General features: G+C 45.8%; 11 protein-coding genes. 6 read left to right on the top strand and 5 right to left on the bottom strand.

Annotation, left to right across the window (positions count from 1 at the left end; genetic code table 11):
- From pnp to Q7V21_RS10920, 6 genes are all read left to right on the top strand, one after another.
- Positions 1-2,056, top strand: a 2,056-nt coding sequence (gene pnp / locus Q7V21_RS10945) for a polyribonucleotide nucleotidyltransferase (RefSeq protein WP_304917328.1), incomplete at its 5' end; no start/stop codon positions are given.
- Positions 2,057-2,315: 259 nt separating this feature from the next.
- Entirely contained in the window at positions 2,316-3,008 is a 693-nt protein-coding gene (locus Q7V21_RS10940) for a MotA/TolQ/ExbB proton channel family protein (protein WP_304917329.1), read from the top strand.
- 25 nt (positions 3,009-3,033) lie between these two features.
- Entirely contained in the window at positions 3,034-3,396 is a 363-nt protein-coding gene (locus Q7V21_RS10935; protein WP_304917327.1) for a biopolymer transporter ExbD, read from the top strand.
- Positions 3,393-3,824 (top strand): biopolymer transporter ExbD, encoded by a 432-nt coding sequence (locus tag Q7V21_RS10930; protein ID WP_304917326.1) that lies wholly within the window; start codon positions 3,393-3,395, stop codon positions 3,822-3,824. The genes Q7V21_RS10935 and Q7V21_RS10930 overlap by 4 nt, the downstream gene beginning before the upstream one ends.
- Positions 3,817-4,638 carry an energy transducer TonB gene (locus Q7V21_RS10925; protein ID WP_304917325.1) on the top strand — a complete coding sequence of 274 codons (822 nt, stop codon included), beginning with the start codon at positions 3,817-3,819 and terminating at the stop codon, positions 4,636-4,638. Before Q7V21_RS10930 ends, Q7V21_RS10925 begins: the two co-directional genes overlap by 8 nt.
- 57 nt (positions 4,639-4,695) lie before the next feature.
- Positions 4,696-5,463 carry an ATP-binding protein gene (locus Q7V21_RS10920; protein WP_304917324.1) on the top strand — a complete coding sequence of 256 codons (768 nt, stop codon included), beginning with the start codon at positions 4,696-4,698 and terminating at the stop codon, positions 5,461-5,463.
- Positions 5,464-5,529: 66 nt separating this feature from the next.
- On the opposite strand, the gene Q7V21_RS10915 is transcribed toward Q7V21_RS10920, so the two are convergent.
- From Q7V21_RS10915 to Q7V21_RS10895, 5 genes are read right to left on the bottom strand one after another with little or no spacing between them, the layout of a single operon-like run.
- A complete protein-coding gene (locus Q7V21_RS10915) occupies positions 5,530-6,825 on the bottom strand; it encodes a HAMP domain-containing sensor histidine kinase (protein ID WP_304917323.1) in 1,296 nt (431 codons plus the stop codon).
- A complete protein-coding gene (locus Q7V21_RS10910) occupies positions 6,815-7,492 on the bottom strand; it encodes a response regulator transcription factor (protein ID WP_304917322.1) in 678 nt (225 codons plus the stop codon). Before Q7V21_RS10910 ends, Q7V21_RS10915 begins: the two co-directional genes overlap by 11 nt.
- Positions 7,492-10,647, bottom strand: coding sequence for an efflux RND transporter permease subunit (locus Q7V21_RS10905; protein WP_304917321.1), 3,156 nt, complete (start codon positions 10,645-10,647; stop codon positions 7,492-7,494). The genes Q7V21_RS10910 and Q7V21_RS10905 overlap by 1 nt, the downstream gene beginning before the upstream one ends.
- Positions 10,640-11,809: an efflux RND transporter periplasmic adaptor subunit gene (locus tag Q7V21_RS10900; protein ID WP_304917320.1), complete on the bottom strand. Its 1,170-nt coding sequence runs from the start codon at positions 11,807-11,809 to the stop codon at positions 10,640-10,642. Before Q7V21_RS10900 ends, Q7V21_RS10905 begins: the two co-directional genes overlap by 8 nt.
- Positions 11,806-13,209, bottom strand: coding sequence for a TolC family protein (locus Q7V21_RS10895; protein ID WP_304917319.1), 1,404 nt, complete (start codon positions 13,207-13,209; stop codon positions 11,806-11,808). The genes Q7V21_RS10900 and Q7V21_RS10895 overlap by 4 nt, the downstream gene beginning before the upstream one ends.
- Positions 13,210-13,231: the final 22 nt, after the last annotated feature.

The following is a 13,231-nucleotide window of genomic DNA, read 5'->3' as shown; positions in this document are numbered from 1 at the left end:
GCTTAGCCTGGAAACCGGAAAAATCGCGCGTCAGGCAGGTGGTTCAATTATCGCCAGTCTGGGTGAAACTGCAGTGCTCGTCACTGTCGTCGGTAAGAAAAATGTTAATCCAGGACAGGATTTCTTTCCATTAACCGTTAACTATCAAGAACGCACCTACGCGGCCGGTAAAATTCCTGGCGGTTTCTTCAAACGTGAAGGACGTCCTTCCGAGAAAGAAACTCTGACATCCCGTCTGATCGATCGTCCACTGCGTCCATTGTTTCCTAAAGGCTTCATCAACGAAGTTCAGGTTATTGCCACCGTAATGGCTTTGGATCCTGAAATTGATCCAGATATTCCGGCGATGATTGGTGCTTCTGCAGCGTTAGCTATCTCTGGTTTACCGTTTAATGGTCCATTAGGCGCAGCCCGTGTCGGTTATGTTGATGGTAACTTCATTCTGAATCCTTCGAAGAAACAATTAGCCAACAGCTCACTGGATTTAGTGGTTGCCGGTACTGTTAGCGCAGTATTGATGGTGGAATCTGAAGCGTCTGAACTGCCTGAAGAAGTAATGTTAGGTTCAGTCATGTATGGCCATCAGCAAATGCAGACAGCGATCAAATTGATCGAAGAGCTGAAAGCAGAAGCTGGCAAACCGGCTTGGGAATGGACTGCTCCGGAAAAAGATGATCGTTTATACAATGCAGTTAAAGAACAAGCATTTGAAGGCATTAAAAACGCTTATGCGATCAGCGACAAAATGCAGCGTCAGGATCAACTGGCCGAAATTCGTCAAACAGCTGTAGATACATTAGTGACCGAAGATGGTGAATGGTCTGCTGATGATGTTAAAGGTTTGTTTGGCAAACTGGAAAAAGAACTGGTTCGTGGCCGTATTATTGCCGGTGAACCACGTATCGATGGCCGTGATACCAAAACTGTTCGCCCAGTATTTGTTGAAACTACAGTACTGCCACGTGTTCATGGTTCTGCCTTGTTTACCCGTGGTGAAACTCAGGCGATTGTTGTTGCAACATTGGGTGCTGAACGTGATGCACAGATGATTGATGCGGTTGAAGGTGAATACCGTGATCGTTTTATGCTGCACTACAACTTCCCTCCATTCTGTGTTGGTGAAACCGGCTTTGTAGGTTCACCAAAACGTCGTGAAATTGGTCATGGCAATTTAGCTAAACGCGGTATTCAAGCGGTTATGCCAACAGCTGAAGAATTCCCATATGTGGTTCGTGTGGTTTCAGAAATCACTGAATCTAATGGTTCAAGCTCAATGGCTTCGGTATGCGGTACATCATTAGCGTTAATGGATGCTGGTGTGCCGATTAAAGCACCAGTCGCTGGTATTGCAATGGGTCTAATTAAAGAGCCCGATGGTTATGCTGTTTTGACCGATATTTTGGGTGATGAAGATCACCTGGGTGATATGGACTTTAAAGTTGCCGGTACCGAAAAAGGTGTTACCGCACTGCAAATGGATATCAAGATCGAAGGTATCAACGAAGAAATCATGCGTACTGCATTGGCGCAAGCCCGTGATGGTCGTCTGCACATTCTGGAAAAAATGAATGCAGTGATTTCAACACACCGTCAGGAAATGTCCGAGTTTGCCCCACGTATTATCACTGTGAAAATTCACGCAGATAAAATCCGTGATGTTATCGGTAAAGGTGGTGCAACAATTCGTGCAATTACTGAAGAAACTGGTGCGACTATCGATATTCAGGATGATGGCACAGTAATGATTTTCTCTTCTGACTTCAATGCGGGTCAGGATGCATTACACCGTATTGAGCAAATCACTGCAGAAGTTGAAGTCGGCAAGGTCTATCAGGGCCGTGTTGCCAAGCTGATGGATTTTGGCGCATTTGTCACCATCCTGCCTGGTAAAGATGGTCTGGTACATATTTCACAAATCTCTGATGAGCGTGTGGAAAATGTCAGTGACAAACTGTCTGAAGGTGACATGATCGAAGTGAAGGTACTGGAAGTAGATCGCCAGGGCCGTATTCGTTTGAGCATGAAAGCGGTTCACGAAGTCGCTGCCGCAGAATAAATCAGCTGTTTAAGCTTGATTTGAAAGCCCCGCTCAGCGGGGCTTTTTTTTGGGAAAAATAACGACATTTGTTTTTATACAATCGATCACGCCAATCGATTTGTTATGTGAAACAAAAACAGTGAATATAAAAATCATATAGTTAAGTTTCTTTACAAAGCTTAATGATAACGATTATCATTAACAAAGTTTAAACCAAGGAATTACAGACTGTGATAAAACGCTTTGTCGTGGCAATCAGCTCGGGATATGAACGGTGATGGACATCGTTGAGACATCCTCCTTTTTATCATTATTAAAAACGTTACTCGACATTGGTGGTCCGGTCGTGTGGATTTTGTTGGGTTTCTCGGTTATTGCTGTGAGCATTGTGCTGATCAAAATCTGGCAACTGCTGTTGTTATCACCTGAATCTACGACCACGGCAAATAAAGCTATTACGTTGTGGAAACAGAATGAACCGGAACGAGCCATTGCAGTATTGAAAATCTCCAAACCGCTGGACGAATTATTAGCATTAGCCATGGAAGGTTTAAGACAGAGGGAGATCCCTGTCTCGATGCTTAAGGAAGAACTGCAACGGGTCGCCAATTTACGCATTAATCAATTACGCAGTTATCTGCGTCCCTTGGAAGTGATTGCCAGTTTAAGTCCATTATTAGGATTGTTTGGAACGGTTCTGGGCATGATCCTGGCCTTTCAACAGATGGAACTGGCCGGCAGTCAGGTGGATCCATCTGTGCTCTCTGGGGGGATTTGGCAGGCATTATTAACGACAGCAGTTGGTCTCGCTGTCGCCATACCGGCAGTTCTGGCACATAACTGGTTGGAACGTAAAACAGAAAGAGTAGCCGCCCTGATAAATGATGGAGTGACGCAGGTTTTTACTCATGCACCACAACAAAAAACAGCAAGGTTAATTGCTGACGAACCGTTCGAATATGCTGCTTGAACAACCCTTGGCAACAAAACGGCGAATGATTAGCCTGACCCCGTTAATTGACGTGGTATTTATCCTGTTATTGTTTTTCATGTTGTCGTCCGGATTTACGCACTGGCGGCAAATGGATATTACTGCGGCCAGTGAATCCTATAATACTGATGAAATCCGGGCTCAACATTATTTGCAGTTGCGGGCCGCTGGTGAATATGAATTTGAGAAAAAACGCTACCCAGTATCGAGGCTAGCACCGATTAAACAGTTGCTTGCAGAAGACCAGCCTTCCGTATTTGTTGTTTCGGTTGGCGAGGGTGTTACGACTCAACAGATGATCGATTTTATCGATCAATTAAAATCCATCGGCATTGAAAAAGTCAGTCTGGCAGGGCTGGCGATATGATTCTGCTTCCAAAAACTGCAGCGCGATCAAATCAGCTTGATGACAATATGATCCCGTTAATCAATATTGTTTTTTTGATGCTGATATTTTTTATGATTGCAGGCCAATTGACTGCCAGCGAACTTATCGCTATCAAACCTCCAACATCACAACAACAGTCGGCGATAGCAGAACATGATGCAGTTTTGCTGATATCAGCTACAGGACAATTGGCTTTGAATGATGTTTTCATTAAAGCCGAGACATTAATTGAGAGTTTGCAGCAGAACATTTCAGAGAATAATAATGCACAATCGTTCAGGCTGCTGGTTAAAACCGATGCAAATGTACCGGCGACAGAGTTAACGGATTTACTTAAACAGGTTCGAGCTGCAGGAATACTGAAGGTTTCACTGGCCACACAAACTCAGAAAACTCGAAATGATTAAGTTTCGCTACTGGTTATTGGCCATTTTCAGCGCTATGTCGATTCATGTGTTTGCGTTTGGCATGTATACCATTAAACATCCGGATTTGCTTAAACCGGTTTCTCCGGTGATTGAAGCGGGTATAACAATCGATATCAGCATGCTTGATGCCACCACCATGGAAAAACAACAGGCCGCCGCTGCCGCTGGGCCAATGACAAATATTGAAGAGCAAACGACTATCACCGAAGTTCAGGAACGTAGCAATGAACTTGTTCCTATCGAACAAAAGCCCGCTAAAACCGAAGCCATAAAGCCATTACAGCAAACAGAGATTAAAAAGGCAGTCAATACCGCTCCTCTTGCAGAGAGGCATGAACCTAACCTTACAGCTTCAGAAAACCTTGCTGCGACTGCAGAACCAGCAGATCATGAGGCTGCAAATTCTGAAAAACAGTTGGAAAAGACACAAATTGCCGAGCAGGGCAAAGCTGCAGAAAGCAGTTCGATTTCCAGTCACGCCACGTCAGCTCTACAACAGGCAGCACAACAAACCTATTTCAGTTTACTGGCCAGAACACTGGCGGAAAAAAAACAGTATCCCGGGATTTCCAGGCGTCGAGGTGAACAAGGTGTGGTGCAGTTATTCTTTATCGTCACCCGTGATGGACACATCAGAGAATCAAGAATTGTTTCCAGTTCCGGGTTTCAGCGTCTGGATCAAGCGGTGATGGAAATGTTGAAAAAGGCCCAACCATTACCGGCTTTCCCGGATGAAATGTCACAACAACAGCTGGAAGTGAGAGTGCCGATTGCATTTGAATTAAGCAGTTGACGATAAGCAAACTCAGACACCATCATAGCGATTAGTTTTGTACTCAGGAATTACTAGATGAATAATCTGGATTGGCATCAAATCCGCGCTGCGGTATGGCGGGCCCATACCCAAAAACTCAAAGCGATTACTCGGCTTGACCCAATTCGGTTGGATCAACTTATCGGTATTGAAGAACAAAAGCAGCAACTGGTTGAAAATACCCGTCACTTTGTGAATGGTGAAACCAGTAATCATGCTTTGTTATGGGGCTCAAGAGGTACGGGTAAATCTTCGCTGATTAAAGCTTTGTTAAATGAGTTTGCCGATCAGGGTTTACGTATGCTGCAAATTGATAAGGCAGAACTGGGCTGGCTACCGGAAATTCTGGATGATCTTGAAGATCGCCCCTTTCGCTTTGTGATCTTCTGTGATGATTTGTCATTTGAGCAAGGCGAAGAGGGTTTCAAACCGTTGAAAAGTCTGCTCGAAGGTGGACTGGAATTACCACCAGAACATGTCAGGATCTACGCCACGTCAAACCGACGTCATCTGATGCCGGAACAGCAAGCCGAAAATCAGGCCAGTCGTGTGGTGGGTGGGGAAGTGCATTACAGTGACAGTCTGGAAGACAAACTGGCTTTATCTGATCGCTTTGGTCTGTGGTTATCGTTTTATCCACCCAGCTGGGATACGTACCTCGCTATGGTGGACACCTTGTTCGAACATGTTGCAGTCGATCAAGCACTGTTACACGAACAAGCCAAACAATTTGCTATGCGTCGAGCCAGTCACAGTGGCCGCACTGCAGTACAGTTTTACCGACAGTTTTTGAATAATACTTAACCGTATTATTTCAACTTTGTTGCACCAAAAATAGCTTCTAGCAGTGGTATGAAAAATCGATAGTACCTAGCTGGTTTGGCGAGAGGTGATATCCAGAATCACATTATGGCCATTTTCATCAGCCAGATTCTGATAAAACCAGCCAAGCTTTTCAGTCAATTGTGCGGTGAGTTGTAAGCCCAGACCAAAACCCAGTTCGGTTGGAATAGCATCAATATCCACATTAAACTGCCGGTTGATGATACTGATTTGTGGGCCCTGCTGGTTGATGATGACTTCACCTTCCCAGGTATGCTGAAAGGCATTACGAATCAGATTGCCTATCACAATTCGTGCCGCGACAGCACTGATCGAAATTTGATAGGGCTGAGTATTAATGCTCAGATCAACCGTTTTATCTCGCAGTAAATAACGCATTTCCTCGGTGATTTCCAGCAGCAGAGTATCTATATCAACAATGGATTCAGGCAGTTTCTCGTTGTCTTCACGACTTAACCAGAGCAATGTTTCAGTAAGATGTTGCATGGTAATACTGGCACGATCAATCCGATCGGCTATATCCCGCTGCATCGGGTTCAAGCTGGAAGAAGTCTGTTGCAATACTTTGTACTGCAATTCGATATTGTTGCGGATAACACTGATAGGCGTACGTAATTCATGGCTGGTATAACGCAGAAAACGGTGTTCGCGATCCAGGCTGCGTTGCACCGATGACAAACTGTTCTGGATCAGTTTTGCCATCTGATTCAATTCTGGATAGAGGAAGTCAGGGGCGGGCTGGGACAGATTTTCTGGCGTTAATGATTGTGTCCAGTTATTCAGTCTTGCTACCGGTGCCGAAATACTGCGCATCAGCAGCCAGGTAATGAGTATTAGCGTCACTGCGATCAATGCGCTGACACCTAATAATATTCGCATGCTGTCGGCCATATTACGGCCCATCAAACTGGATACATTTTCACGTGAAAGAGTCCGGCTGATATAGACAGCTTCATTTTCCACATCAACTTTCAGTGCAAAATACACATTGTCGGGCCGAGTGAACCAACGCGAGTCATCCCGTTTTACGAGTTCTCCACTACGAGGTGGGGAGGTGGCAAAAAATCTGCGAATTTCTTCCGGCTGAACCTCCCATTTCCTGGAAAGCTGAGCCCCCCGAAAATCTACCAGTTCATCTTCCGCAAGTGGTTGGTTACTGGCGAGATAAGTCAGCACCGCATTTTCCATTCCACCAGCAACAATATTATCCATACCACGGAAAAAAAAGTGGGCGCTGAGCATCGAGTAGCCGAGCACAATCGTACCGCCAAACAACAGAATACTGAGTGTTACCAGGCGCTTTAGACTGATTTTACGTTTCATTATCATCCCTGATGGCAATGCCGACACCGGGAATGGTGTGGAGCAGTGGCGTTTCAAAACCACCATCAATGGTTTTACGTAAATGGTGCAGATGCACTTTTAAACTGTCGCTGTCCGGTACTTCTTCACCCCAAACGGCAACTTCAAGTCGCTGACGGCTGACCACGTTAGGTGATTCGCGTAATAACAATTCCAGGATCCGCCAGCCCGTTGGTGATAGATGCAGATTAATATCGGCTCTGCTTAATTGACGTTGCTGTAAATTCATCTGCAAATCGCCACAGCGTAGTAGTTGTGTTTGTCCGCTGCGTCTGCGTGATAAGGCGTGGATCCGCATGACCAGTTCTTTCAACTCAAAGGGTTTCACCAGATAATCATCAGTACCGGCAGCAAAACCAGCCTGTTTGTCGGTCAGTTGATCACGTGCTGTCAGCATTAATACCGGAATGCTTGAACCTTCATTTCGTAAACGTTCACATACTGTCAGACCATCAATACGCGGCAGATTCAAATCCAGCAGCAGAACATCATAATAATTCTGCTCTAATAAATTCAGACCTGCGGCACCATTACTTGCATGATCACAACTGATGGCCTCCAATTGCAGATAGTCCATCACGGTTTGTGCCAGATCCAGATCATCTTCAATGAGTAACACACTAATCATCAGGCAGGTCCTTGTTCTGTTGCTGGCAATACGACTTTGCTGCCACGATGAAAATACTGTGCCACATCGTGTTGAATCATCAATAACAGTGGAATCAATATCAGCGTAATCACAGTTGCAAACATGATGCCGTATGCTACTGAAACCGCAGCAGGAATCAGAAACTGCGCTTGTCTGGAGGTTTCACCTAATAAAGGCATCAAACCAGCAAAAGTCGTGAAAGAGGTGAGTAAAACAGCCCGTAAACGATCTCTGGCAGATAATAATATAGCCTGCTTCACATCGGCATATTCTTCTTTTAAATCATTAAACCGCGAGACCAGCAGCAGGCTGTCATTGACCACCACACCACTTAAAGCAATGATGCCGTTGAGTGACAGGATCCCTACTGACAGATCATTCATCCAATGTCCCAGCAACGCACCCACAATGCCAAACGGAATGGCTGTCATGATTAATATGGGTTGAACATAGGATTTCAACGGAATCGCCAGCAACATGTAGATGCCCAGCATAGCCAGTAAAAACAGGTTTAGCATCGATGATTGTGTTTCTTCCTGCTGGGCAGCTTCACCGGCAAAGTAAATGGTTAATCCGGGATATTTGGCTTCCAGCTGTGGCACCACATCACGTTTGAGTTGGGCAACAAATTCAGTAACAGATAGTTGATCCTTATCCACATCGGCCGACAGATAAATGGCTCGTTTGGCATCGATACGGGTGATACTGTCACGAGTAAAACCATAACTGACATCTGCCACACTGGATAAGGGTATAACAGTGCCATCCTCCAGCCGGACTCTTGATTTCAATACGTCTGCCGGATTTTGCCGATCTGCTTCAGGGTAGCGAACCTTGACTTCAATTTCATCACTGTTACGTTGATAACGTTGTACCACCTGGCCGCCAAAGCCCTGCAGGATCTGTTTGGCTAACTCATCGGTGCTCAGCCCTAATGCACGACCCTGTTGATTCAGTTTGAGTTGTAATTGAGGCTGACCGGGTTGCAGATTATCCTGCAATCCAATGATGCCCGGCATAGGTTCCAGCAAGGTATAAAACTCTGCACCTGCCAGCCTCAGTACATCATCATCGTTGGAACGCAATTCTACTCTTAAGGCATCATCAGCCCGACGACCACTCTGGATCCGCATACTGCGAACCGCTTCTGGCATTCCGACACGCTTTTCCCATTCATTGCGAAATTCAAATAAATCATAGGGTGAGTCATTGGTCAGTTCTACTGTTACACCACCACTATGATCAGCTTCTGAAAGCAATTGGATATTGGCTATACCACTTATCCCTGAGTCAGACTTATCCCGCAAAGCTTTATCCGCCTCATAAGCGGTGCGTTCCATCATCAACAACGTATCGTGGGTGCGGCCAAAACTGACATCTTTATGCATCGTCACGTTGGCCCTGATGGTGTCACCAGGAATGCTTGGGAAAAAACTCATGCGGATGGTGCCGTTAAAGGGCATGGAAAATACCACGACAAATATCATCAGAAACACGATCAGCAATCCATAACGAAAACGCAAAGCGAACTCGATTGCTGGCTGATAAATATGTTCGGCAAACCACTGTAGGCCGTAATCAGCTCCTTGCTGAATTTTGCGCCAGCCGGTGGCCAGTATATTTTGTGACGGTTTTTTATGGGTATTCAGATAAGCAAGGTGTGACGGAAGAATCAGCTTGGACTCAATAATGGACATGATTAAAGCAATAGAGACCACTGCAGCAAACTGGGCATAAAGTTCACCCAGTCGGCCTTCAATCTGTGAAAGGGCAAAAAAGGCTATCACCGTGGTAAACACACCGAATAAGGTAGGCACGGCTACCCGCATAGTGCCTTTAATGGTGTTACGCAATGTATCACCTTCCTTGGAGCGTACGCTGTAGATACTTTCGCCGACCACCACGGCATCATCAACAATAATGCCCAATGCCATAATAAAGCCGAACGTTGTAAATTCATTAAGCGATAAACCTACGTAGGAGTCGCCCATAAAAAATAACGTGCCGAGAAAAACAAAGGGTAATCCCATGGCTACCCAGAAAGCCACAGTCAGGTTTAAAAACACAGCAAGTAATATGAATACCAGCACAATACCGGTCAGTGCATTTTTAATTAATAAATTTAACCGATCCATAATGCTGGTACTGCGGTCATACCAGGTGGCTAACTCAACCTGGGCGGGTAATTTGTGACTGCTATGCCAGGTTTCAACTACATCGTAAGCATCAGCAACCGAATCGGCTATATCATCCAGCCCGGTGGTTACAACCTGAACGCCGATACTTTCCTTAGCCTGAAATCGTGATAGGGATGAAGTGTCATCGTCAAAGCTATCCAGAATATAAGCCACATCACCCAGCAAGATCTGCTGGCCATTATCACCAGTGACCAGTGGAATTTTGGCAAAGTCTTCTTTTAGATAGGCTTGTTCAGATGCATTCAGCTGCAGGTAGACATTTTCATTACGCAATACAGCGGTTAATGGTGTCGACGAATTAGTATTAATGGCATTTTCGACATCAGTTAACGACAGACCAAAGGATTGCAGACGGCCATCGTCGATTTCAATCATCATCATCGGATCCAGCCAGCCGGATATGGTGACCCGGTTAATGGTGGATTTAGTTAACAGGTCCGCTTTGAGGGTTTCAGCAAGTTGCTGCAATGTATGCCGATCAGTATCACCATACAGTTGTAACCAGATAGCATGTTCTTCGCGTTCGGCTTTTTTAATCACCGGATTTTTGGCTTCAGCAGGGAAGGTGGATATCGCATCCACCTGCGCTTTAACATCACGCATTAAGGTGTCGAGATCGTAACCGCGTTGCATTTCCACCGTGACGGTGACACCGCTGCGAGTAGATTCACTGGTAATGGTTTTAATGCCAATGATGCCTTCCAGCTGCTCTTCAATTTTGATTGCAAGACCTTCTTCAGACAGTTTTGCCGAGCCACTGTCATAGGATACTGAAATCGTCAGGCTGTCAGGCTCACTACTGGGAAATGCTTCTTTGCGTAAATCACCGACAGTCATCAAGCCCAGGATGATGACCAAAAACATCAACAGGTTGGCTGCGACCGGATTGGTAGCAAACCAGCCGATAATGCCACTGCGACCGATAATCTTACTCATGTTCTGGCGCCTCAATCGGGGCAACAGCCATTCCATCAATGTAGCTGGTAATTGGTTGCAATAATATTTGTTGCGGTGCGTCAATTAATGATGATGGTGGTTCTATGTAGATAAAGCGTTCATCGCTAAATACTGGCGAACTAGCGAATTTGGCCAGATTACGTTCAGTGGTCACATACCAGATCTCCCCACGTTGGCTTAAGCTGGTTAATGGTACTTGCCATAGATTATCCATTTGCCGTCCACCCAGACTGATCTCGACAAATACCCCTGGATAGAGTGCTGGCTGTTGATCCAATGGTTTTTCTACCCCGACAATCAAAGAACGTTGTCTGGTGGTGCCATCAAGGTGTTGCTCAACTCGCAATACCTTACCTTGCCAGCTGGCTTCACCTTCTACAGCATGTAAATCGACTGGCCACGCACCGCTTACCAACATCTCAGCTTCCGGCAAACTCTGCCATTCGCGATCCGACAGTGAGACTTTTACTTCAACCCAATCAGTACTGTATAGCGAGGCTACCTGAGTTCCGGTTTGCACATAGCTGCCAGGAGAGACATCACGGGTGATAACCAAAGCATCAAAAGGTGAGCGGATAGTGCTTTGTTGTAAATCTTTTTCAGCACTGGCTAACAGCGCTTCAGCATTAGTCACACTGGCTGCAGCACTGGCTAATTGGGGAACACGTAATACCAGATCCGAATCGGGGTCACCATCTAGTCCTGAAGCAGTCCATTCCACTTTGGCTTGTAACCCCTGACGTTCTTCTTCCAGATAAAGCAATTTCGCTTCGGCTAACTGTTGTTTGGCTGCGGCCACAGCAGCACGATAGTCACTGTTTTCCAGACGCAGTATTTCGTCACCTTTTTTCAACCGGAAACCGGTTTCAAAGCGAGGAGATAATTGTTCGACTTGCCCTGCAACTTGGGCTGCCAGAGTTATGTGGTAATGCGGTTGAGTGGCACCATAAGCGCTGACACGTGACTGATACGTCCCAGGCATAACGGTTCTGACTGAAACTTCAGGCCGTATTTGGGGGGCTTCACGTACTGGTAACGGACGATTGGCATAGCGTTCAATCTGATTCTGGGTAAATAAATAAACGGCGATGAAGGTCAATAACGCTCCCAGAAACACCAACCATTGAACTCGTTTTGTCATACTCTAGCCTCCAGCCCCAATGCCAATCCCAATGAAATTCGATTTAACAGTCGTTGATAAATAAGGTCATCAAGTTGTGCCTGCAAATCAAAGGTTTGCTGTTGCACTGTCAACAGATCCAGAATGGTCCGCAGGCCGCTGCGATAATTTGCCTGATATTGGCGTAGATTGTTTTCAGCACTGGCTAGTGCTGTTTCGATATGTTGTTGGCGTTTGATCAAAGCCTGTTCCTGACTGAGAGCCTGTTCGATTTCGGTTACAGCGTTTAATAAAGTATCGCGATATTGCTGATAACTGAATGCAGTTTCCAGTTCACGGATTTCAGCTTCTGCACGTAATTGCCCGCCTTGATACAGCGGTGCGGTTAATTGGCCTAATAAGCTCCATACAGGCGCCGTAAATAAACTGGCCCGGGGAGAGCTGCCGACATCTTCTAACACAGCCTGCAAATTGAGGCTGGGTAACAAATCTTTATAAGCAACATCGGTTCTTGCACTGGCAGCTTCTATGGCAGCGTAGGCGGCTAACAGATCAGGACGGCGATTCAATGTCTGTTCCGGTAAATCAATCACTGGAATAACAACATCGGGGTAATCCGTAGGCAGTGAAAATGCCGGGTTATTGACCTGACCGACCAAGGTTTTCAGTTGAATAGTTTGTTGGCGGTAATTTTCGGTCAACGCTTCAATATTGGCCGCTGATGTGGCCGCCGAGCTCCGCGCGCTGTCTAAATCTTCAAGCGTGCCTAAACCCTGACGGTAACGTTGCAGAATAAAGCTTTCTGTCTGTTGCAGACTGTTCAGTCGCTGTTGTTCGATATCTATCGCCCGTTGCTGGGCAATCAATGTTAACCAGACACTCATCACTTCTGCGGCCAGTGTGTCCCGTGCCGACTGATACAAAAGGTTTTGCTCGGTGAGATCAAGATTTGCAGCACGTTCATTATCAGCCAGTTTGCCCCATAAGTCAGCTTGCCAGCTGACACTGACATTGGCAGTGAAACTTGCATCACTGTCACTGCTATTGAGAGCGGAAAAGCCAGCACTGGCAAAAGGACGTTTTTCGCCGGAAGCCTGAACCAATTGAGATTGGCGAATTTGCAGTGTCAATAAAGTTTGTTGCAAACCAGGATTGGATTGCATGGCAATTTGCAACAGTTCTTCGAACATATCACTGTCAACCAAATCATTCAGATAGGCGACTTCGGTCTGTTGCGGCAGATTGTGCCACTCCGTTACCTGTTGCTGTTCTGTTGATATTAACGTGTCGTAATTAGGTTGCTCTGCTGTGATGCTGCATGCCGTCAACAGCAGCAATGGCAATAAAAACAGTTTTTTTAGATGTTTATCCGGGTTGATAACATTCACCTGATATCGCGCTCCATATGAAATGGGTGTCAATGTGAGCGCCAATATAGTGGCT

Source organism: Methylophaga sp. (assembly GCF_030651745.1).
Note: the sequence above shows the minus strand (reverse complement) of the source record. Positions and strands in the feature narration are given on the sequence as shown.

Bases quoted from the DNA above. Each gene is read 5' to 3' on its own strand.
- Q7V21_RS10940 (WP_304917329.1), top strand. From the start codon at position 2,316: ATGGACATCGTTGAGACATCCTCCTTTTTATCATTATTAAAAACGTTA.
- Q7V21_RS10935 (WP_304917327.1), top strand. From the start codon at position 3,034: ATGATTAGCCTGACCCCGTTAATTGACGTGGTATTTATCCTGTTATTG.
- Q7V21_RS10930 (WP_304917326.1), top strand. From the start codon at position 3,393: ATGATTCTGCTTCCAAAAACTGCAGCGCGATCAAATCAGCTTGATGAC.
- Q7V21_RS10925 (WP_304917325.1), top strand. From the start codon at position 3,817: ATGATTAAGTTTCGCTACTGGTTATTGGCCATTTTCAGCGCTATGTCG.
- Q7V21_RS10920 (WP_304917324.1), top strand. From the start codon at position 4,696: ATGAATAATCTGGATTGGCATCAAATCCGCGCTGCGGTATGGCGGGCC.
- Q7V21_RS10915 (WP_304917323.1), bottom strand. From the start codon at position 6,825: ATGAAACGTAAAATCAGTCTAAAGCGCCTGGTAACACTCAGTATTCTG.
- Q7V21_RS10910 (WP_304917322.1), bottom strand. From the start codon at position 7,492: ATGATTAGTGTGTTACTCATTGAAGATGATCTGGATCTGGCACAAACC.
- Q7V21_RS10905 (WP_304917321.1), bottom strand. From the start codon at position 10,647: ATGAGTAAGATTATCGGTCGCAGTGGCATTATCGGCTGGTTTGCTACC.
- Q7V21_RS10900 (WP_304917320.1), bottom strand. From the start codon at position 11,809: ATGACAAAACGAGTTCAATGGTTGGTGTTTCTGGGAGCGTTATTGACC.